Source organism: Candidatus Thiodictyon syntrophicum (genome assembly GCF_002813775.1).
Classification (GTDB): Bacteria; Pseudomonadota; Gammaproteobacteria; order Chromatiales; family Chromatiaceae; genus Thiodictyon; species Thiodictyon syntrophicum.
Genome location: NZ_CP020370.1, coordinates 5,327,686 through 5,348,791, shown reverse-complemented (window position 1 = coordinate 5,348,791; position 21,106 = coordinate 5,327,686). Strand labels below are relative to the sequence as shown.

The following is a 21,106-nucleotide window of genomic DNA, read 5'->3' as shown; positions in this document are numbered from 1 at the left end:
TCCCGGCGCTGCGTTGGGTGGCACTCTTGTGGTGCTCTTGCGTGTAGCCAAAGCATGGCCCAAGGCATGAATTCGCTCTGTGATGGGCGTCAGGGATTGCAGAAATATGTAAAGATTTTGTTACGGACGGGGCGGCGGAATATCCGCCGATGGTCTTGGGCCTCCCGTAAACCGCGAGCTGCTGCGCGGGTGCGCCCCACTTGGTCAGTCATGGGTCGTGCCGGGACCGCGGCCGGCGGGAAAACGTCGCGCTGGGCTTGCCTCATCCAGGGCTCGCATACGCTGCCCAGCGACCTGGCATCGCCTTGCGCAGGCCGGTATCCACAGCGGCAAACGCGCCGGGCTGGTGCACGGCGCGCCCTGGGCGGCAGGCGACATCCGGTTGCAACTCTACTGGGGCTTGTTGTCCTGCTTGGTTTTTTTCGCGGCGCGCTTCTCCTTCAGGTTCAGGCCGGATTTTTTCTTGGTCTCTTTCTTGGGGCTGCGTTCTTTGGTCATGCTGTTTGCTCCTGGTCAGTGCCGTACTTGGTTGATTGGAACGGGCCTTAGGGCCGCTGTTGGACACTTGCAGTGCCCGGTGGCGCGGCCGACGGCGGGCCGCACCCGCCGCGTCAGGCGCACTGACGCCGCCGCTGCGCGGGGTGTCCGTCGTCGCCCGGATCGGCGGGCCGCCAGCCGTCGGCATCGCAGTGTCCAGCGCCGCTCGCGCGCTCCCCGCACATGCGGGGCGAGCTATCTGCTTTTCAACGCCGGCTAGTCCTCGCTACGCTGATAGGCGTCCGCCAACTGTTTCTGGATCGCGGCCGGTACCGGCTCATAGCGGCTGAGCTCGATACCATAGGTACCCTCGCCCCCGGTCAGGGCCTTCAGGCGGGCGTCATAGCCGCTCAATTCCGCCAGCGGTACCTCGCCGTCGATGACGATGCGCCCGCCGCTCTGCGACTCGCTGCCGCTGATGCGTCCCCGCCGTCCGGAGAGGTCACCCGCCAGGTCGCCCATGCAGGAGTCCGGGGCGACTACGCGGATCTTGACGATCGGCTCCAGGATCACCGGTCGCGCCTTGTCGATGGCGTCGATGAAGGCCTTGCGCCCGGCGGTGGAGAAGGCGATGTCCTTGGAGTCCACCGGGTGGAACTTGCCGTCATAGACGGTCACGCGTACGTCTTGGAGCGGGTAACCGGCAATGGCGCCGTCAGCGAGCACCTGGCGCACACCCTTTTCGATCGAGGGAATGAAGTTGCCGGGGATGACCCCACCCACCGTGGCGTCCTCGAACTCAAACCCCGCCCCGCGCGCCAAGGGCTCCACCCGCAGGAAGACCTCGCCGAACTGACCGGCGCCGCCGGTCTGCTTCTTGTGCCGATGGTGCCCCTCGGCCTTGGCGGAGATGGTCTCGCGGTAGGGGATACTCGGCGGGCGGGTCTCCACGTCCACATGGAACTGCTCGGAGAGCCGCCGCAGCAGGACCTTCAGATGCAGCTCACCCAGACCGCGCATGATGGTCTCGTTGGTCGCGGCGTGGTGCTCGACGTGGAAGCAAGGGTCCTCGGCCTGTAGCTTATGCAGGGCGTCGTTGAGTTTCTGTTCGTCACCGCGCTTAGCCGTGGTAATGGCGAGCCCGAACAGGGGGACGGGGCACTCCATGGTGCTCAGGTGATGATGGTCTTCATCGTGTGAGTCGTGCAGCACCGCATCGAAGTGGATCTCGTCCACCCGGGCCACGGCCAGGATGTCCCCGGGGACGCCGTCCGCCACCTCGATCTGCTCGTTGCCGTTGAGCCGAAACAGGTGATTGACCTTGAACGGCTTACGGGCGTCGCCGATCAGGAGTTGGCTGTTCTGGCTGATGCGTCCCTGGTGGATGCGGAAGATGCCGAGCTTGCCGCGGAAGGGGTCGTTGATGATCTTGAACACATGGGCCAGCGCGTGTTTGGTCGGGTCCGGGGCGACCGCGACCGGCTCCAGCGTGGCACCCTCACCCTTAAGGTAGACGGGGGGGTTGCCCTCGGACGGGTTGGGCATCAGGCGGACCAGGATCTCCAGCAGCTCCGGGATGCCGGCCCCGGAGGTGGCGGAGCAGTAACAGATCGGGATCAGATGGCCTTCGCGCAACGCCGTCTCGAAGGGGTCATGGAGTTGCTCCGGCGCCAGGTCCTGTCCCTGTTCCAGGTAAATCTCCATCAGGGCCTCGTCGACCTCCACCACCTGGTCGATGATGTGCCCATGGGCCTGGGCGACCGAGGAAAAGTCCGCGCCCTCGCCCTGGGGCTGGAAGAAGCAATCAATGACCCGGGAGCCGCCGTCCGCCGGCAGGTTGATGGGCAGACACTCGGCGCCGAAGGTCTCGCGGATCTGGGTCGTGAGCACGCCCAGATCCACGCCGGGGACATCGATCTGGTTGACGATGATCAGTCGACACAGGTGCCGGTTGTCCAACAGCTTCATGACCCGCTGGGTGACCGACTCGATCCCGGCCTGGGCATTGATGACCACGGCGGCGGTCTCGACCGCCGGCAGCACCGAGATGCTGCGCCCCAGGAAGTCCGGATAGCCGGGGGTGTCGATGATGTTGATATGCTTGCCGCGGTTGTCGAGGCTGGTGATGGCGGAGTCCAGCGAGTGCTGCAGCTCCTTCTCCAGCGGGTCGAAGTCGCACACCGTCGTCCCCTTGGCGACGCTGCCCGGCGCGGCGATGGCGCCAGCGGCGGCAAGCAGGGCCTCGACCAGGGTGGTCTTGCCGCTGCCGGCGTGCCCGAGCAGGGCGATGTTGCGGACGTCCTCGGCGTTGTAATCAGACATCGGAGATCCTGTATTGCGTGGTGGCTGGCGTGACGGGGCGGCGCAGGTCGGGGGGGCGGCGTACCGCCTCCCGATCGGTCTCGTCATGAACGCGAAATTATACCGTAACTCCCCGCTCGGACCGGTGGGGCCGTGCAGATTGTCTTGGTGGGAATTGACCGTCGTCGGGTCGCGGATGGCACGGTCGAGGATTTTCCGGCCCGGATGTTGGGGTCCCAGTGAACCTCGTACGGCTCCGGTTCCTTCCGGTAACATTATAAAAATAAGAGCAAAAAAAAGGCGGCCATTCGGCCGCCGAAGGACGCACAGCTAGGGAGGGGTAAAACCGTCTCTAGGGCGATTTTGTCCTCATGACCCGATGACCAGGTGGGCAGCAGAGAGTTCCACTCAATCAGCCTCACAGGTTGTATTTTTTTTCCGGTCCGCGCCGGTCCGCGGTTGCCTTGCTGGGGCTGGTGCGGGGCCCGGACTGCCGATTATCGGGTACAAAATTACCAAAGTTTCATCATCAGCGCCAAGCGGGGCGGCCCGGGGTACATTGCGCGACCGAATCGCCGATAATGTTCCCACACTGGTTGATAATTTAGCAGGCCCGCGGAGGCAGAAGATGACACTGGTTCTCAAATCTGACGCATTCGATGAGGGTGGCGAGGTTCCCCCTAAGTATACCTGCGAAGGGGCGAATGTTTCCCCCGGACTTTACTGGCAGGGCCTCCCGGAGGGTACCGAGAGTCTGGTCCTGATCGTCGATGACCCGGACGCCCCGGACCCCGCCGCTCCCCGTATGGTATGGGATCATTGGATTCTCTACAACCTCCCGCCCACCGCGGCCGGACTGGCCGAGGGTGCCGGCGCCGCGGCCCTGCCCGCGGCCCTGCCCGCGGGGTGCGTCGCGGGGCTCAACAGTTGGGGTCGCACCGACTATGGCGGTCCCTGTCCGCCCAGCGGCCGTCACCGCTATTTCCACCGGTTGTATGCCCTGGACACGCGACTTCCGGCCGAACTGGGTAATCCCACCAAGAACGACCTGCTGCTGGCCATGGAGGACCACATCCTGGCCTATACCGCGCTGGTCGGCACTTACCGGAAGTTCGGCGACCGGTCCTAGGGCCTCACGCGGTCGATCGCCACGACGACCGCGGCGCCCCCGGACGCCTTGACCGGGCCGGTCTGACCCTCCAGGTCACCGGCGGCCGGTGTGGCCTGCCCGCTCTTGGAGATGCGGGCACCGACCAAGACCTCCGGGTAGCCGGAGAGGCGCAGGGTCGGGATGACGGCCATGCTGTCGTCCAGGCTGAGGGTCGCGGGCAGATCGGCGACCTTGAGGCGCTGCACCGCCAGCGGCATGGGCGGTCCGGCCGGGGCGCGGGCGAAGACGAACACCGTGTCGTCGGGGGTGGCCTGGGCGGCCAGCGCGGGGGCGAGCGTGACGCTCACCTGGATGCGCGCCCCGGTGCCCCCGGCCGCGGTCCCCGCCTGACCGGCGACCGCCGGGGCGGGTGCGGCGGCGTTCGCGCCCGACGCTGGTGCCGCGGCGGCCGCCGACGGCGTGCCCGCCTGGCCCTGGGCCTCGGCGATCATCTCACCGAGTTGCTGCGCCTCCTGCCCGGCCGGGTCCAATTCGCTCAAGAGCCCCTGCCAGGCCTGCACCGCCGCGCTGAAGCGCCCCTCCTGATAGTCCAGCATCCCGGCGAGCCAGCGGGCATTGGGGTTGGCGGGCTCCAGGCGCAGGGCGGTGCGGATCAGTTCCGCCGGGCGACCGCTCAGGCGGTTACCCGCGTTGGCGCCCAAGGCCTCGGCGTAGGCGGCGAGCACGCCGGCCTGTTCGGGGGCGAGTTGGTAGGCGCGCTCCAGGGCCTCCAGGCCCTTCGCCGGCTGCCCGATCGCGAAATAGGTGCGCCCGAGCATCAGCCAGCCGTCCAGGTTGTCGGGGGCCTTCTGCATCCGTTCGGCCAGCCCCTGCGCCAGGACCTCCAGGGACTGTGCCGCCTGAAGGTCGGCCGGGGCGGCCTCGCCCGTCTCAGCCCCGGCCGCCTCGATCCGCGGGATGACGCCCTGATCACCCAGTTGCAGGTAGGCAAGCACGGTGGCCACCGGGAGCGCGACGCCCAGGATCAGGGCCAGGACGGGCGCCCGGCCGTCGTCGCTGCGGCGTGACACGGCGACGCCCCCGGGGGCCGCGTCCGCGTCCCCACCCAAGTCATAGAGCAGTTCCCGCTCCAGGTCCTTGCGGGCCGCGTCGTATTGTTCCCGGACCAGGACGCCTGCCGCGAGGTCGCCGTCCAATTCGTCGCGGCGGCGCCGAAAGACCTCCAGGTTCAACTGCCCTTGGCTCGGCGCCGTATCCGCGGTCGGGACGCGCAGCAGCGGCCAGACGATAAAGAGCACGGCCAGGCCCGTGAGCCCGGCGGCAAGTATCCAGAAGATGATCATTTGGCTGGTTCTTTGGGGTCGCCGGTCGCGGCGAGGAGTTGCTCGATACGGGCCTGGTCGGCCGCGCTCAGGGTTTCCGCCGGCGCGGTGCCCTGGCGGCGCAGGGCCCGCAGCAGGAAGAAGCCGCTGATGGCGACCAGGGCAAAGGGACCGAACCACAGCAGGTAGGTGGACGGTTTGACCGGCGGTTCATACAGGACGAAGTCGCCGTAGCGATCGACCAGGAAGGTCGTGATCTCGTCCTGGGACTTGCCCGCGCGCATCATCGCATAGACCTCTTTGCGGAGATCCTGCGCCAGGTCCGACTGGGACGCGGCCAGGGACTCATTCTGGCACACCAGACAGCGCAGCTTGCTGGTCAGGTCACGGAAGGACTGTTCCTGGGCCGGGGTGTCGAAGCTGAACTCCTGGAGGGTAAAGGCGGTGGCGCCCCCCCCGGCGAGCAGGGCGGCCAGCAGGGCTGGGGCGAGGAGGCGTCTCGGACTCATGGGCTATCCTTTGGGTGTGTACTTCGTGATCACCGGCAGCATCTCGTCGCGCCAGACCTGGTCGTCGATCGGTCCGATGCGCTTATGGCGGATGATGCCCGCGGGGTCGACGATGAAGGTCTCGGGTGCGCCATAGACCCCCAGGTCGATCCCCACCTTGTTGGTCGGGTCGAAGAAGATCATGGCATAGGGGTCACCGAAGCGTTGCAGCATCTCGAGCGCCGCCGCCCGCTCGTCCTTCCAGTTGAAGCCGACCACCTGCACCCCGGACTCGCGTGCCACGCGCACCAGTTGCGCGTGTTCCTGGCGGCAGGACGGGCACCAGGACGCCCAGACGTTCACCAATGAGACCTGGCCCTTGAGGGCCTCGGAGCTGATCAGCTTGCCCGGTTCCTTCAGCGACTCAAGCTCAAAGGCCGGCAAGGGTTTGTCCACCAGCGGCGAGGGGACCTTGCCGGGGTCCAACCCGAGCCCGTAGAAGAGCAGGGCGGCGAGCGCCAGAAAGGCACCGAGCGGTACCAGGTAGCGGGTGGTGGAGCCTGCCATTATCGATCCTCAATCCGAATTAATACTAATGGTACGGGACTTCCGGGGGCGTCGTTGTCGTTGTCGTAATCGTGGTCGGATTATTCGACAACGACAACGACAACGACAACGACAGCGTAACCGGGATCTCGGTCACCGCATCAGTTCTGATCGCACCCGGACGTCCGCTTCCCGCCATCAGGCCGCCGCCGCGCCGGCCGGCAAGGTCGCGGCGCTGGTGCGGCGGGCCGTGCGATAGCGCCGGTCGCTGACCGCCAAGAGGCCGCCCAAGGCCATCAGGATGCCGCCGAGCCAGATCCAGCGTACATAGGGCTTGTAGTAGAGCCGCACCGCCCAGTCGCCCTGATCGCCGACCGGCTCACCCAGTGACACATAGAGGTCGCGCAGCAGCCCGGGGTCGATCCCCGCCTCGGTCATGGGCATGCCGCCGGCCACATAGGCGCGCTTCTCCGGTTGCAGGACGGCGATCTGCCGGTCGCCCCGGAAGATGCGGAACTCGCCCCGTCTGGCCTGGTAGTTGGGGCCGACGATGGTCGTGACACCGTTGAATTGGAAGCGATAGCCGGCCGTCTCGTGGACCGCGCCGGGCGACATCCGCACGTCGGTCTCGATCCCGAAGCTGGTGACCATGGTCACGCCGACGATGGAGACGGCGATGCCGACGTGGGCCAGCCACATGCCGTACCAACTGCGGCCCTGACCGCCCAAGTCGGTCGTGAACCCGCGCAATCCGCGCTGGGTCACCCGCTCGCCCAGGGCGATCAGGTGGGTGAGGACGAGCCAGGCGGTGAGCCCGAGCCCCAGTCCCACATGGAAATTTCCCGGCAGGACCAGGCCGGTCGCGGTGACCACCCCAATGATCAGGCTCACCGCCAGCGCCAGCCAGAGCAGGCGCAGCAGGCGGTCCGCGTCATCGTGCTTCCAGCGGGTGAGGGGGCCGATGCCCATGGCCAGCACCAGGAGCGGGGAGAGCGCCACGAACATCATGTTGAACCAGGGGAAACCGACCGAGATCTTGCCCCAGCCGGCCGCCTCGTAGATCAGCGGGGCCAGGGTGCCGAAGAGCACCAGGGCCGCCAAGGCGGCGAGCAGCAGGTTGTTGATCAGTAGAAAGCTCTCGCGCGAGACGAGATCGAAGCGTCCGCCCGCGGAGATCGCCGGGGCGCGCCAGGCATAGAGCGCCAGCGAGCCGCCGATGACGATGACCAGAAAGGCGAGGATGAAGGTCCCGCGCGCCGGGTCGGTGGCAAAGGCGTGGACCGAGGTCAGGACCCCGGAGCGCACCAGGAAGGTCCCGAGCAGCGACAGCGAGAAGGCGGCGATGGCGAGCAGCACGGTCCAACTCTTGAAGGCCCCGCGCTTCTCGGTGACCGCCAGCGAATGGATCAGGGCGGTGCCCACCAGCCAGGGCATGAAAGAGGCGTTCTCCACCGGGTCCCAGAACCACCAGCCGCCCCAGCCCAGTTCGTAGTAGGCCCACCAGGAGCCGAGCGCGATGCCGATGGTGAGGAAGACCCAGGCGACCGTGGTCCAGGGCCGCGACCAGCGCGCCCAGGCCGCGTCCAGCTTCCCGCCGATCAGTGCCGCGATGGCGAAGGCGAAGGCGACCGAGAAGCCCACGTAGCCCATATAGAGCATCGGCGGGTGGATGGCGAGCCCGAAGTCCTGCAGCAGCGGATTCAAATCCCGGCCCTCCAGCGGCACCGGGAAGATGCGCTCGAAGGGGTTGGAGGTCAGCAGCATGAAGAGCAGAAAGCCGATGGCGATCATCGCCTGGACCGCGATCACGCGCGCGATCATCGGTAACGGCAGGTTGCGGCTGAAGAGCGCGACCGCCGCCCCCCAGCCGGCCAGCAACAGTGCCCACAGCAGGAGCGAGCCCTCATGGGCGCCCCACACGGCGGACATCTTATAGAGATCAGGCAGCAGGCTGTTGGAGTTGGTGGCGACATAGACCACCGAAAAATCGCTGGTCAGGAAGGCCTGCATCAGACAGGCGAAGGCCAGGAAGAGAAAGGTCAACTGACCCAGGGCCAGGGGGCGGGCCAGTTCCATCCAGGCGCGGCGGCCGTTGAATGAGCCCCAGAGCGGGAAGATCGCCTGGGTGACGGCGAGGCCCAAGGCCAGGATCAGGGCGAAGTGTCCGAGTTCAGGGATCATTGTGCCCCCCCGGGGCGCGCCGCCGAGGTCGTCGCGGCGGCGGCCGGCGCGCCTTGGGACTGGGCCGTCTTGAGACTGTCCGCGACCTCGGGCGGCATGTAGGCCTCATCGTGTTTGGCCAGCACCTCTTCCGCATAGAAGACCCCGTCGGGTCCCAGGCGTCCCCTGGTCACGGCCCCCTGGCCTTCCTTGAAAAGGTCCGGGAGTATGCCGGTATAGGAGACCTTGACGCTCTGCGCCAGGTCGGTCACGTCGAAGGTCACGGTCAGCCCGTCCGCCCCGCGGTTCAGCGACCCCTTGTTGACCAGCCCGCCGAGACGAAAGACCCGATCGGCCGGGGCCTCTTTCGCCAGCACCTGCGACGGGCTGAAGAAATAGGAGATATTGCTTTGCAGGGCGCTGATGGCGAGCGTCGCCGCGGCGCCGACGCCCAGGATCGCCACGCCCACCAGCACCAGTCGCTTGTGTCTTGCCTTCATTGCTTGTCTCCCGCGTTGCGCAGCCGCAGCAGGCGCTGCAGCCGTGCCAGAATCGCCCGCTGGCCGCGGCGCAGCCCCAGTGTCTCGATGACCAGCAGCGCCAGGGTCATGCCGTAGGCGCTCCAGATGTAACCGCCGTAACCGCCTTGTGAAAGGAATTCCAGTATCTTATTCATGATATTCATGATCCCCGCGCCTGAGCCCGCACCAGGTCCTGGACCCAGGCGGCCTCGGCCTCGCGGGTGAGGATGATGCCGCGCACGCGCATCAGGGTCGTTGCGAATGAGTACATCCAGAGTCCCAGGGTCATGGTGAGCATTGCGAACAGGATATTGCCGTCGACCTTGCTCAGTCCCGAGCGCTGATGCAGCGCCGCGCACTGGTTGGGGTCCGGGCAGTTGATGGACCAGAAGATCACCGGCACCATCACCAGGCCGACGATCGCCAGGAGCGCGGCCGCCCGGTCGGCGCGCCGGCTGTCGTCGATGGCCGAGTGCAGGGCGATGTAACCGATATAGAGAAAGAACAGGATCAGCTCCGAGGTCAGGCGCGGGTCCCAATCCCAATAGGTGCCCCAACTCGGGCGCCCCCAGATGGCCCCGGTCCACAGGGCCAGGAAGGTGAAGATGGCCCCGGTCGGCGCAATGGCATTGGCCATCATGAAGGACAGCCGCGTCTTGAATACCAGCCCCACCGCCGCCCAGGCGACCAGCACCGCATAGAGCCACATCGACATCCAGGCCGTGCCGACATGGATAAAGATGATCCGGTAATAGTCCTTCTGGGCGTTGCTGCCGCCGAGCTGGTCCGGGGTCTGAAAAAAGCCCCAATAGAGCGCGACCAGGATGAAGGCCGCCGCCAGTAACCAGAACACGGGGATCAGCCGGCCCGCCAGTGGATAAAAGCTAGCCGGAGCGGCGAATCTGGACCAGGGTTTTGTCATCGGGATATCCGTGCTATTCAATCGAGATCCGCAGGGCGGCGGCGCAAGCTACGGGCGCCAGGGCGAGTGCGGCCACCAGGAAGGCCGCGAGCAGAGTCAGATAGGGCTGGGCCTCGCCGAGCGCAACGGCGCCGACCGTCACGGCTCCGGCCCCGTAAACCAGCACCGGGATGTAGAGCGGCAGGATCAAAAGTGCCAGGAGGATCCCGCCGCCGCGCAGCCCGAGCGTCAGGGCCGCGCCGATGGCCCCGATCAGGCTCAGCACCGGGGTGCCCAGGAGCAGCGACAGCATCATGACGGCGACGCTCGAGTCCGTCAGGTGATACTGCATCCCGACCAGGGGCGCGATCAACACCAAGGGCAATCCGGTCAAGAGCCAATGGGCCGTGACCTTGGCAAGGGTCAGCAGCACCAGCGGCTGATCGGTCAACAACAGTTGCTCCAGGGTCCCGTCCTCATAGTCTGCGGCGAATAGCCGCTCCAGGGCCAGCATGGACGCCAGCAGGGCCGCCACCCAGACCACGCCCGGGCCCAGGACCCGCAACACCGCCCGCTCGGTCCCCACGCCCAGCGGGAACAGACTCACCACGATCACGAAGAAAAAGAGTGTGGTCAGCACGTCGGTACGCCGCCGCAGGGCCAACAGCAGATCGCGGTGCAGGACGCTCCAGAAAACCCTGAACATCTGTCTTAAGTCCTTGCGCGCTCAGGCGCCCAGATCCAGGTGACGCCCCTGACCCGAGGTCAGGGGCACCGCCTGGTGGGTGGTAAGCACCGCGAGTCCGCCCGCCGCCACATGACCGGCGATCAGGCCCTGGAGCAGGTCCACCGCGTCCAGGTCCAGCGCGGTAAAGGGCTCGTCCAGGATCCACAGCGGCGCCCGGCTCAGGATCAGCCGCGCCAGGGCCACCCGCTTTTTCTGTCCCTGCGACAGCATCCGTGTCGGCAGGTCCTCGAAGCCGGCAAGCCCCAGCCGCCCCAGTGCCGCCCAGAGCGCGTCGCGGCCCACCCGGTCGCCGTCGAGCGTTGCCGCCAGGCGCAGATTCTCCACTCCGGTCAGGTCCCCTTTGATGCCGTTCAGATGGCCCAGATACAAGAGATCCCTCCGGAAATCCTCCGCCAGGGTCCGGATCGATTCGCCCTTCCAGTACACCTCGCCGGCGTCCTGGGTAAAGAGCCCGCAGAGGGTCCGCAGCAGGGTCGTCTTGCCGCTGCCGTTGCGCCCGCGCACATGCAGCAGGGTTCCGGCCTCGATCTGAAAGTCCAGTGCGCAGAACAGCAAACGGTCGCCGCGCCGACATTCGAGCTTCGCCACCTGGAGCATGGGGTCGGGCAATCCGTAAGCGGGGTAGGGGGTCAAGACGTCGCCCCGTCCGGACCCCGACTGCCGGGGCGAGGTCGCAAGGGCCGATCGGGACGGCGAAAGGCGGCAACCTTAAACGCTGGGGACGGTTTCTACAACTTAACGGAAGTTCACGAAGGGAAAGTCAATCGCACCAGCGGGGGTCTTTTCCAGCAGCCCGGCGTTTAGCAATATCTGCACATCGGTATGGACCGCTTTCACATCACGTCCGACCCGGCGCGCGGCCTCGCGCACACTGACCGGTCCAGCGCCGGCCAGTGCCAGCAGGAGCCCCCAGCGTTTCGGTGTCAGGGTCCGCCACAAATCGGCGACGCTGGCGAAGGTGCTCCAGGCGCCTTGCGGCTCGCCGGCCATCGCCCGCAGAAAGCGGGCGTTGGTCTCGTCGCGGCTGGCGATGCCAATGGTGACCGCGTTCATGTCAGTTCCTCCGGGCGTCGACTTGACGCCAGAAATCGGCGAGCAGATCGCTCGTTCAGCAGTTCTTGCGCCTTCATGGAGGAAGGATCAACGCTGCGGCGGGCGTTGTCAATGGGAACAAGGCCCGGTGTTGACAACCGTGCCCTTCGGGGCTTCGGCCGAGCGGCTGGGGCAGGGGAACATACCCGCCGAGGGGCGGGCGGCAGGTGGTCAGTTGGTGCGTTGGCCGTCGCTGCGAGTCTCGACTGTGAACCGTGTTTGGAATCGCGCATTTTCAGGGTAGTGTTCGCAATAGGAACGGAATTTCTCCTGATGGGTTGACGGGGCATTGGGCATGGATTAGCCTCAGCCACGCCGGTGTGGAAGGGACGCTGGGCAGGGGTGGGCGCGCGACAGAATCTGTCTCGTCACGAGGACGTATCCGTACGGACTCGGCCGGGGTCAGGGCCGCCAACGGGTAGTCTCTTTCGTAAGCAGGTTCGGCATATGCGGTGTTTAACTGGAACCCGGCGCGGCATTAAAGCGATATGTTTGATATCGTTGATGATGTTTGCGTCTGTGGCATTCGCTCGAACAGTCGTCAAACTGTTCGATACTGACACCGGTGATGCGCTGACCAGTTACGTTCCGGTGCCGCCGTTGGAAATCGGTACAAATTTGCGGCCGGGTCGGCATTCGGTGATGTTTGAAATGATGGAATGTTAAGCGCTCTCAGCCCCGGCGGAGGCGCCGGTCTTGATCTTTTAATTCCCCAACGTCCATAGCGAGGTTCAGACATGCAGATCTTCAATCCCTTCAGGCGCGGTCGATGGCTTGCCGCGGTGCGAGTGCTCGCGGCGCTTTCGGTCCTGACGATTGCCTTCGCGGCCCCTGCGAACGCTGATTGTGACGTGCCCCAAACCCCTACGTTCGACAAACCTTTTACCGCCACGGACGTCATCGCGTCGTTCGCCGACGCTGAGTGCACGTTGCAGAAGCTTACCAGCGATACTGTTTTTTATCGCTACTACAGCTACCCTGAGGCTCCCAGCATCAATATCGGTCGTTTTTTGACCACCAACCTTTATGAAATAAATTCAGAGGCGATCGTAAAGTTGGCGCTTTATCCCTTCCCGCCCAATGTGCAGTTTCAGAACTTTGCCTATTACCGGGAGCAGGTGCTGGTCAAAGCCCAGACCGAATTGTACGTCGGGCTCGCGGGCCCTCAACCAGCCGCCGATACCGGTTCCTGCTATACCGGCGGGGCCTCACAGTATTTTTTTTCCGGCGTCGATATCAGCACCAATCCCAGCTTTACCTTTACCTGGCAAGCCGCGCTCACCAAGGATACGAACTACGTGAATCAATATGGCGTCGGTGATCCCTGTAATGTGGTGCCGCTACCCGGTACGCTGGGGCTGCTGGGGATCGGCGCTTGCTTGCTGCTGACCAGGGTGAATACCAGGCGCCGGGTGAGTCGGCCTTGGTCATAACGCCGGCCAGTGCCCTTGCGGCAACCCGTCGCGGCCTGGGGGCCGCTCCTACGGCGTAGGAGCGGCCCCCAGGCCGCGACGGATGTCGCCCTTGAGGTGGCCGGAGGTTATGAGCAAGGCTGGCGCGCAATGTCGTTACGTCAAGCGCTGCCGGCTCCCACGCGCAGCGCACTGCCATTAAGTCAAGCCTCGCTTCCAGTCCGGCCCGGCCTGGGAGCGCCGCACCCCAGTGCGGCGCGATCCCGCAGCTAACCCCGTTCAGCCCTCGGGGGTGCAGCCCCGCTTTGGTCAGAGGGCGGCGTGCTCGTCGCGGGCCGGAGTCGGTGCTTGCTCGGCAGGTGCGTCAGCGGCGGGTGCCGGGGGCGACAGTTGCTCCGCGGTCGTGGCGGCGACGGGCGCCGGCTCGGCGGGTACGTCGGCGAGCGGGGCCGGCGCGGCGGTGACCGGGGGCGGGGGTGGCGCGGGCTCGGCCGGTGCTTCGGCGACCGGGGTCGGTGGCGGTGCGGGCTCGGCCGGTGCTTCGGCGACCGGGGGCGGTGTCAATTCCGCAGGCGCTTCGGCGACCGGGGTCAGGGCTGGCGCATGGTCGGCCGGGGCCGCGGCCGGGGTCGGGGTCAGGGGCGGCGCCTGATCGGCCGGCATTTCGGCGACCGGTGTAGGCTCGGCCGGCGCTGCGGCGACTGGGGGCGGCACTGCCTCGGGCGTCGTTTCGGCGACCGGCGCCGGGGCTTGTCCGGCATCCATGTCGCTGGCCGATGACGGGGCCCCTGCGTCCGTGGCCGCGACCGCGCCCAAGGCCGGCTGGGTTACAGCGACGAATTCGCCGGGCTGGTCGCCATCCGGCGCGCGCTGGGACTCGCCGCCTGGTGCGGGCGGGGTCAAAGCGCTCTGCGGCGGCACGACCGGGCCTTGGGGTGCCGCGTCCGGGGCACCTGGTCGTGGGCCGAGGTCGTTCCGCGGTTCGTCGGCGCTCTCGGCGCTGGCCGGCGTCGTCTCGTCAGTGGCATCGTCGGTCGCCGCGGCGCGGGCGGCCTCGGCGCCGGGACGCCGCCGATTGCGGCCGCCGCGGCGACGCCGGGGCCGGGGGCGGCCGGCCGGGTCCTGGACGGCCGCGTCGGTGCCCTCGGCGGGGTCGTCCCCATCGCCCGGGTCGGTGTCGGACTCGTCCTCGTCGCCCTCCAACTCCGCGCCCTGGTCGGCGGTGAGGTGCGGCCCGGCCGCACCGGCCGGGACCGCGTCAGTGGCCGCCGCCGTGGGATAGACCGGGTAGGTGTCGTAGTCGTCGTCGTCCCAGTGGTCCTCCTCCGGGGCGGTGGGGATGGCGGTCCGGGCCCAGGGGTCGGGGGCCGTGGTGGCGGCGTGCTGGTGTGCGGAGCGCTCGGCCGTGGCCGCGTCCCGGTCCCAGTGCGGGGGCGCGGCGGGGGCCTCGAAGGCGCCGACTGTGTCGTCGCCGACCGGGGCGGTGGCCGGGGTCGGGGCGACGGGTGCCGCGTCCAGGGCCGGCGTCCGCAGTGCCTGGTCGCCGGGCGCGGACTGGTCGGCGACCTCGGTCAAGGCGAGCGCACTGACCGCGACCAGGGTCTCGACCGGGGGCTGTGCGCCAGGGTTCACCGCGTCCGGGGCGGATTCGCCCGCGGCGGTGTGGCGTGCCTGGTCGGTCCAGGGCCGCTCCCGCGCCGCGTCCTGGTCGGCTGCGGGCGGACCCGCCGGGGTGCGCTCGCGGGTCTGGTGCCCCCGCGGCGCCTGGCCGGGGGACCGGGCCTCCCGTGGGGTTGCGCCGGTCGGCTCCCGGTTGGGCTCCCGACCAGGCTCAGGGGCAGCTTCCCGCTGACCACCGGCGGCGCGGGCCTCATCGCCGACCCCCGGCTCGTCACGCCGCCCGCGACCGCGACCGCCGCGGCGGCTGCGCGGCTCGCCCTCACGGCGCTCACGCGGTTGCTCCCCGGTCTCGGGCCGCGCGCCGTCCGGCCGCGGCTGGGCGCGCTGGGCCTCGCGGCCGCTGTTGCGCTCGGCGCCCCGGTCGGCCGCTTGGTCTTCGGGCCGTTCCGCGATCCGATCCGGGGTCCGACCCGTGGTCCGATCGGCGGGCTTGTCACCCGGGCGCTCGGCTCCGCGCTCGGTGGGCCGCTCAGTCTGCCGCTCGCCCGGCCGCACGCCTTGGCGCTCGGCCCCGCGACCGCCGGTACGCGGGCGCTCCGGCTCGCCGCGACCCTGGGCGGGTGCCGCCGCCCCCGGGCGCTGGTCACGACCTTCGTCACGCCGCCCCTCGCGTCGGCCCTCTTCGCCGCGCGGGCGCTGACCCTGGTCGGGCCGGCGCTGGCCGCCCTGCGGCGGGCGCTCGGTCCGGTTGGCCCGCTCCTCGGTGTCGATCGGACGAATGGGCGGCTGCGCGATGGGTTCTACGCGGGGGGCGAAGAGCCCGGTCCAGATGCGCTTGAGCAGGTTTTCCGCGGCCGGTCGATCCTGGGTCTGGGGGTCCTGGGGATCGGCATAGCGCGCGGGCTCGCGCTCGGGGGCGCGGGCGGTCCAGGCGTTATCGGGCCGCTCCGGCTCGGGCGCCGGTTCCCGCGTGGGCATGGGGGAGGTCGGGGTGATGGCCTTGACCGTCGGCTCTTCGCTGCGGGTCGACTCGCTCGCCCGCGCGTGGGTGCCGCCGACCGACTGGGGCAGGACGGCCAGCTCGTAGCTGGGCCGCTCGTCGGGTTGCTTGGTCAGGTCCTGGCTGCGCTGGCGCTCGATCTGATAGTCCGGGGTCTCGATGTGCTTGTTGGGCAGCAACAGGACCTGGACCTCCTGACGCGCCTCGAGCTCCAGGATGGCGCGGCGCTTTTCGTTGAGCAGGAAGGTGGCCACGCTGACCGGCAGGTGGGCGATGATGCGCTCCGAGCTGTCCTTCATCGCCTCCTCTTCGATGATGCGCAGGATGGACAGCGCGAGCGACTCGACGCCGCGGATCTTGCCCTGCCCATGGCAGCGCGGGCACTCGCTGGTGGTGGAGTCACCCAGCGACGGCCGCAGGCGCTGGCGCGACATTTCCAGCAGCCCGAAGCGGGAGATGCGTGCCACCTGGACGCGGGCGCGGTCGTGCTTCAAGGCATCGCGCAGCCGGTCTTCCACCGCGCGCTGGTTCTTGGGCGGGGTCATATCGATGAAGTCGATGACGAAGAGCCCGCCCAAGTCGCGCAGGCGCAACTGGCGGGCGATCTCGTCGGCGGCCTCCAGGTTGGTGTTGAGCGCCGTCTCTTCGATATCCGCGCCCTTGGTGGCGCGCGAGGAGTTGATGTCGATGGCGGTCAGGGCCTCGCCGTGATCGATGACGATGGAGCCGCCGGAGGGCAGGCGCACCTCGCGCTGGAAGGCGGTCTCGATCTGGCTCTCGATCTGGTAGCGGGTGAAGAGCGGCACCTCGTCCTGGTAGATCCGCAGCTTCTTCAGGTTGCCCGGCATCACCTGGCGCATGAAGGCCTCGGCCCGGTCATAGACGGCCCGGTCGTCGATCACGATCTCGCCGATGTCCACCCGCAGGTAGTCACGGATGGAGCGGATGATGACGTCGCTCTCCTGATAGATCAGGAAGGGCGCGCGGCGCCCGGCAGCGGACGACTCGATCGCGCGCCAGAGCTGGAGCAGGTAGTCCAGATCCCACTGGAGTTCTTCGGTGTTCTTGCCCACACCGGCGGTGCGCACGATGAGCCCCATGTCGTCGGGGATGGCGAGCTGGCTCATGACATCGCGCAGTTCGCTGCGGTCCTGGCCCTCAATGCGGCGCGACACCCCGCCGGCGCGCGGGTTGTTGGGCATCAGTACCAGATAGCGGCCGGCGAGCGAGACGAAGGTGGTGAGCGCCGCGCCCTTGCTGCCGCGCTCCTCCTTGTCGATCTGCACCACCACCTCGCGGCCCTCGCGCACCACCTCCTTGATATTGATGCGGGTTCCGGGCTTGGCGGTGTCGGGCTCGAAATAGATGCGGGAGATTTCTTTCAGCGGCAGGAAGCCGTGGCGGTCGGCGCCGTAGTCGACGAAGGCGGCCTCCAGGCTCGGCTCGACACGGGTAATGGTGCCTTTGTAAATGTTGGCCTTTTTCTGTTCGCGGCCGGGGGATTCGATATCGAGGTTATAGAGGATTTGACCATCGACGGTCGCCACGCGCAACTCTTCCGGCTGAGTCGCGTTGATCAGCATTCTTTTCATCTTGTTCCTTTTCTTATTCCGGGCGCAGGTCCCGCCGATGGCCAGCCCCGGCGGCACGCGGCGGCCGTCAGCCGCCGCGGGGCCGGGCGGCGCCGCCGCAAGGGCGGCGGCGCGCGGCCGGGGTCCGGTGTCTCGCCGGCGGGCCGCGATGATCGCGGGCCGCACCGGGGCAGGACATGCGCGTCCGATTTCTAAGTGTTAGGGTCGCGCCTCGAGGCGTGACCGCGTTTATTTGGGGCGCCCCCGGTCTGGGCGGCGTCCCGCCGTTAAAGCGGTGTCTGGGGGTCGACCATGCGCGTGCCTTGCGCCGCGGGGCGCGCCGGGCGGCCAGGGTGTAGAATCCACGTCGACCCGCGGACTGCACCGACACCGGCCCATTGGGAGCCGGCCTATCGAACCGCCATCTCGAACCTTTCTTTAAACCTTGGCCCGCCGGGCTCGTCCGGCGACCGGCGCCGACGCGGCGCGCACGGGGCCTCAGGGCTGCGCGCACCGCCGACGAAAACGTTCTTGAGTCTTTCGCTCGCCAGCGCAAGCGCCGAATACTAACAGTGAATCCTTATGCCAGCAATGAAGCCGCGGGATCGGGTGCGAACCCGTTGAACCCACGTCAGTCCCGTTTCTATCCCCGCTCGGGTCCCGGCTCGCGCAAAGAGCCCGATCCCGGCCCGGCCAAGGGGGCTGCCGCGCGTCGTCCAGCGCCGGTCAAGGCCCCGGCCGCCGCGCCCCCGCCGACCCTCCTCGAGCGCGTCCCCGCCGTAGTCGTGGTCTGCGTCGACCCGGAGTCGGCGGGTCAGCGCATCGACAACTTCCTGCTGCGACACTTGAAGGGCGTCCCGCGCAGCCACCTCTACCGGGTTCTGCGCCGCGGCGAGGTCCGTGTCAACAAGGGCCGGATACAAGCCGACTACCGGCTCAAGACCGGCGACCTGGTGCGGATTCCGCCCCTGCGCACCCCCACGCCCGAGGCCCCGGTGCGGGCCCCGGACAGCCAATTGGACCGCCTCGCCGCGGCCATCCTGTTCGAGGACGAGCGCCTGCTGGTGATCGACAAGCCCTCCGGGCTCGCCGTGCACGGCGGCAGCGGCCTGTCCTATGGGCTGATCGAGTCACTGCGGCAACTGCGCCCCGGGGCCGAACTGGAACTGGTGCACCGGCTGGACCGCGACACCTCCGGGTGTCTGGCGATCAGCAAGCGCCGCAGCACGTTGCGCGAACTGCACCGGCTGATCCGCGCCGGCGCCATGGACAAGCGCTATCTGGCCCTGATCCTGGGCGACCTGTCGGACGCGGAGGTCACGGTGGACGCCCCCCTGACCAAGAACCTCGACCAGGGCGGCGAGCGGGTGGTCAAGGTGGACCGCGTCGCCGGCAAGGAGGCGCGGACGCAATTTCGCCGCCTGCGCCGATTGCCGCTGGCCGGGGTCGACGGTGCTGCGGGGTGGGCGACCCTGGTCGAGGCGCGCCTGATCACCGGGCGCACCCACCAGATCCGCGTCCATGCCGCCCACCTGGGGACCCCGCTCGCGGGGGACCCCAAATACGGCGACTTCGAGGCCAATCGGCGCCTCAAGGCCCTGGGGCTCGGCCGGCTGTTCCTGCACGCCAGCGCGCTTGGCGTGCGCGCCGAGTACATGGACGCGCCGCTGCGGGTGGAGTCGCCGCTGCCGGCCGAGTTGGAACAGGTCTTGGCGCGCCTGGCGGCGGGCGACCCCGGTGCGGAGTCGGGCGGGGGCGGGCCGGGATGAGCTTTTCACTCATCGTCTTCGACTGGGACGGCACCCTGATGGACTCGCAGGCACGCATCGTCGACTGCCTCCAGGCCGCCTTCCTCGAGGTCGGCCAACCCAGGCCCAGCCGGGAGGCCGCCGCCGACATCATTGGTCTCGGGCTGGACGAGGCCATGGCGCGCCTGTGGCCCGCCGCCGATGCGGCGCAGCGACAGCGGGTCGCCCACCACTACCGGCGGCACTTCCTGGTGGACAATACCACCCCCGCGGCGCTCTTTCCGGGCGCACTGGAGACCCTGGAGCGGCTGGGCGCCGCGGGCTATCTGCTCGCGGTGGCCACCGGCAAGAGCCGCCGGGGGCTCGACCTGTCCCTGGCCGAGACCGGGCTTGCCGGGCATTTTCAGGCCACCCGCTGTGCCGACGAGAGCTTTTCCAAGCCGCACCCCCAAATGTTGCTGGAGATCATGGACGAGTTGGGCGTCGCGCCCGCCTGCACCCTGATGATCGGCGACACCGAATACGACCTGCAGATGGCCGCGAATGCCGGCGCCGGCGCCCTGGCCGTCTGTTACGGGGTCCACGCACCCGAGCGGCTGCGCGCCCTGCGCCCCCTGGCCTGTTTGAACTCGCTCGCCGCCATCCCGGACTGGCTGCGGCAGACGGACGGGGCTGCGGTTGCTTGAGCAGTTCCCAAGGCTACAGCGGCGCTCGGTCCGCACAGCGGACCCTACGGGCTCGCCGCGATTGCCGGACTGGCTGCGGCAGATGGCCGGGATGCGGTTGCTTGGGCAGTTCCCAAGGTTAGGGCGGCGCTCAGTTCGCATAGCGGACCCTCCGGTTGGTCGCGGCCCGTAGGGTCCGCTGTGCGGACCAAAGGCCCTGGATCGACTGCGTCAGGCGGGAGGCCCGGCATCCTGTCGCATCTTACATGTATCACGTACCGGCCCCAACGGGGTCGAACATACCAGCCCAGGGCAACGCCCTGGGATCGTGTCGTTTAATCGGCTTAGCCCTGAAAGGGCGTGACATAACGCCGTAGCACCCTTCACCCGAGAAAGAATGATGAACTGGAAATTCTGGCAGCGTCGCACCGAGCCCATGCCCGCCCCCGGCGACCCGGACTGGGAACGCGCCCTGATCAACCGCGTGGCCCTGGAATACCTGGGGGACCAGCGTCGCGGCCGGCGCTGGGGGAACATCTTCAAGCTCCTGATCCTGCTCTATCTCGTCGGCATCCTGGCGGTGGCCCTGTCGCGCAGCGCCTGGGAGGGGCTCAAGGCCGGCCAGGACCATACCGCGCTGGTCCAGGTGAAGGGGGTCATCTCAGCCGACAGCGAGGCGAGCGCCGACCGGGTGATCTCGGCCCTGCGCGACGCCTTCGAGGCACCGCGCGTCAAGGGCGTCATCCTGCGTATCAACAGCCCCGGCGGCAGCCCGGTCCAATCCGGCTATATCAATGACGAGGTCCGCCGGCTCAAGGAGAAATACAAAAAGGACAAGGGCCATGACCTGCCCGTCTATGCCGTGGCCGTGGATATCTGCGCCTCCGGCGCCTATTACGTCGCGGTCGCCGCCGACAAGATCTACGCCGACAAGGCGAGCCTGGTCGGCTCCATCGGCGTGCGTATCGACGCCTTCGGTTTCGTTGATGCCATGAAGGACTTAGGCGTCGAACGGCGCCTGCTGGCGTCCGGCGCCAACAAGGGCATCCTCGACCCCTTCTCACCGCTCCCCGAGGCCCAGCGCCAATTCATCCAAACGGTACTCGACCAACTGCACCAGCAATTCATCACCGCGGTCAAGACCGGCCGCGGCGACCGCCTCAAGGGCGGCGACGAACTCTTCAGTGGCCTCTTCTGGAACGGTGACCAGGCGCTCACCCTGGGCCTGGTGGACGGCTTGGGCAGTGCAAGCTCAGTCGCCCGCGAAGTGATCGGCGCCGAGACCCTGGTCAACTATACGAAGAAGAAGGACCTGTTCGAGAGCTTCGCCGACCGCTTGGGCGCCAGCGTCGCCAACGGCTTCCTCCAGGTCTTTACGATGCTCGGCGGCGGCACCCCGCGCTGAGCCCGTAGCGGCCTGGAG

At 67.9% G+C, this 21,106-nt stretch carries 17 protein-coding genes; 5 read left to right on the top strand and 12 right to left on the bottom strand.

Going from position 1 to position 21,106, the window contains the following annotated elements:
* Window positions 1-753: 753 nt before the first annotated feature.
* Entirely contained in the window at window positions 754-2,799 is a 2,046-nt protein-coding gene (gene fusA, locus THSYN_RS22590; protein WP_100921119.1) for an elongation factor G, read from the bottom strand.
* Between the two features lie 607 nt (window positions 2,800-3,406).
* On the opposite strand from fusA, the gene THSYN_RS22585 reads away from it, so the two are divergent.
* Window positions 3,407-3,907 (top strand): YbhB/YbcL family Raf kinase inhibitor-like protein, encoded by a 501-nt coding sequence (locus tag THSYN_RS22585; RefSeq protein ID WP_100921118.1) that lies wholly within the window; start codon window positions 3,407-3,409, stop codon window positions 3,905-3,907.
* Here the strand turns inward: THSYN_RS22585 and ccmI are convergent.
* From ccmI to THSYN_RS22535, 10 genes are all read right to left on the bottom strand, one after another.
* Entirely contained in the window at window positions 3,904-5,232 is a 1,329-nt protein-coding gene (gene ccmI, locus THSYN_RS22580) for a c-type cytochrome biogenesis protein CcmI (protein WP_100921117.1), read from the bottom strand. The genes THSYN_RS22585 and ccmI overlap by 4 nt on opposite strands.
* Window positions 5,229-5,720 carry a cytochrome c-type biogenesis protein gene (locus THSYN_RS22575; RefSeq protein WP_100921116.1) on the bottom strand — a complete coding sequence of 164 codons (492 nt, stop codon included), beginning with the start codon at window positions 5,718-5,720 and terminating at the stop codon, window positions 5,229-5,231. The genes ccmI and THSYN_RS22575 overlap by 4 nt, the downstream gene beginning before the upstream one ends.
* 3 nt (window positions 5,721-5,723) lie before the next feature.
* Window positions 5,724-6,266: a DsbE family thiol:disulfide interchange protein gene (locus THSYN_RS22570; RefSeq protein ID WP_100921115.1), complete on the bottom strand. Its 543-nt coding sequence runs from the start codon at window positions 6,264-6,266 to the stop codon at window positions 5,724-5,726.
* A 177-nt stretch (window positions 6,267-6,443) separates the two neighbouring features.
* Window positions 6,444-8,426 (bottom strand): heme lyase CcmF/NrfE family subunit, encoded by a 1,983-nt coding sequence (locus tag THSYN_RS22565; protein ID WP_100921114.1) that lies wholly within the window; start codon window positions 8,424-8,426, stop codon window positions 6,444-6,446.
* Window positions 8,423-8,905: a cytochrome c maturation protein CcmE gene (gene ccmE, locus THSYN_RS22560; RefSeq protein ID WP_100921113.1), complete on the bottom strand. Its 483-nt coding sequence runs from the start codon at window positions 8,903-8,905 to the stop codon at window positions 8,423-8,425. Before ccmE ends, THSYN_RS22565 begins: the two co-directional genes overlap by 4 nt.
* Window positions 8,902-9,081 carry a heme exporter protein CcmD gene (ccmD, locus tag THSYN_RS22555; protein ID WP_100922547.1) on the bottom strand — a complete coding sequence of 60 codons (180 nt, stop codon included), beginning with the start codon at window positions 9,079-9,081 and terminating at the stop codon, window positions 8,902-8,904. The genes ccmE and ccmD overlap by 4 nt, the downstream gene beginning before the upstream one ends.
* Before the next feature lie 5 nt (window positions 9,082-9,086).
* On the bottom strand, window positions 9,087-9,848 hold the full coding sequence (ccsA, locus tag THSYN_RS22550) for a cytochrome c biogenesis protein CcsA (RefSeq protein WP_100921112.1): 762 nt from the start codon (window positions 9,846-9,848) through the stop codon (window positions 9,087-9,089).
* Between the two features lie 13 nt (window positions 9,849-9,861).
* Entirely contained in the window at window positions 9,862-10,533 is a 672-nt protein-coding gene (gene ccmB / locus THSYN_RS22545) for a heme exporter protein CcmB (protein WP_100921111.1), read from the bottom strand.
* Between the two features lie 21 nt (window positions 10,534-10,554).
* On the bottom strand, window positions 10,555-11,172 hold the full coding sequence (ccmA, locus tag THSYN_RS22540; RefSeq protein WP_100921110.1) for a cytochrome c biogenesis heme-transporting ATPase CcmA: 618 nt from the start codon (window positions 11,170-11,172) through the stop codon (window positions 10,555-10,557).
* A gap of 138 nt (window positions 11,173-11,310) precedes the next feature.
* A complete protein-coding gene (locus THSYN_RS22535) occupies window positions 11,311-11,628 on the bottom strand; it encodes an HVO_A0114 family putative DNA-binding protein (RefSeq protein ID WP_100921109.1) in 318 nt (105 codons plus the stop codon).
* Window positions 11,629-12,404: 776 nt separating this feature from the next.
* On the opposite strand from THSYN_RS22535, the gene THSYN_RS22530 reads away from it, so the two are divergent.
* Complete coding sequence (locus tag THSYN_RS22530) at window positions 12,405-13,100, top strand: hypothetical protein (protein WP_100921108.1); 696 nt, start codon at window positions 12,405-12,407, stop codon at window positions 13,098-13,100.
* Between the two features lie 288 nt (window positions 13,101-13,388).
* On the opposite strand, the gene THSYN_RS37040 is transcribed toward THSYN_RS22530, so the two are convergent.
* Window positions 13,389-17,291 (bottom strand): Rne/Rng family ribonuclease, encoded by a 3,903-nt coding sequence (locus THSYN_RS37040; protein WP_335582471.1) that lies wholly within the window; start codon window positions 17,289-17,291, stop codon window positions 13,389-13,391.
* A 764-nt stretch (window positions 17,292-18,055) separates the two neighbouring features.
* On the opposite strand from THSYN_RS37040, the gene THSYN_RS22515 reads away from it, so the two are divergent.
* From THSYN_RS22515 to THSYN_RS22505, 3 genes are all read left to right on the top strand, one after another.
* Entirely contained in the window at window positions 18,056-19,039 is a 984-nt protein-coding gene (locus tag THSYN_RS22515; RefSeq protein ID WP_236848974.1) for an RluA family pseudouridine synthase, read from the top strand.
* Entirely contained in the window at window positions 19,036-19,704 is a 669-nt protein-coding gene (locus THSYN_RS22510; RefSeq protein ID WP_100921106.1) for an HAD-IA family hydrolase, read from the top strand. Before THSYN_RS22515 ends, THSYN_RS22510 begins: the two co-directional genes overlap by 4 nt.
* A gap of 379 nt (window positions 19,705-20,083) precedes the next feature.
* Complete coding sequence (locus THSYN_RS22505) at window positions 20,084-21,088, top strand: S49 family peptidase (RefSeq protein WP_100921105.1); 1,005 nt, start codon at window positions 20,084-20,086, stop codon at window positions 21,086-21,088.
* The last annotated feature ends 18 nt before the right edge of the window (window positions 21,089-21,106 follow it).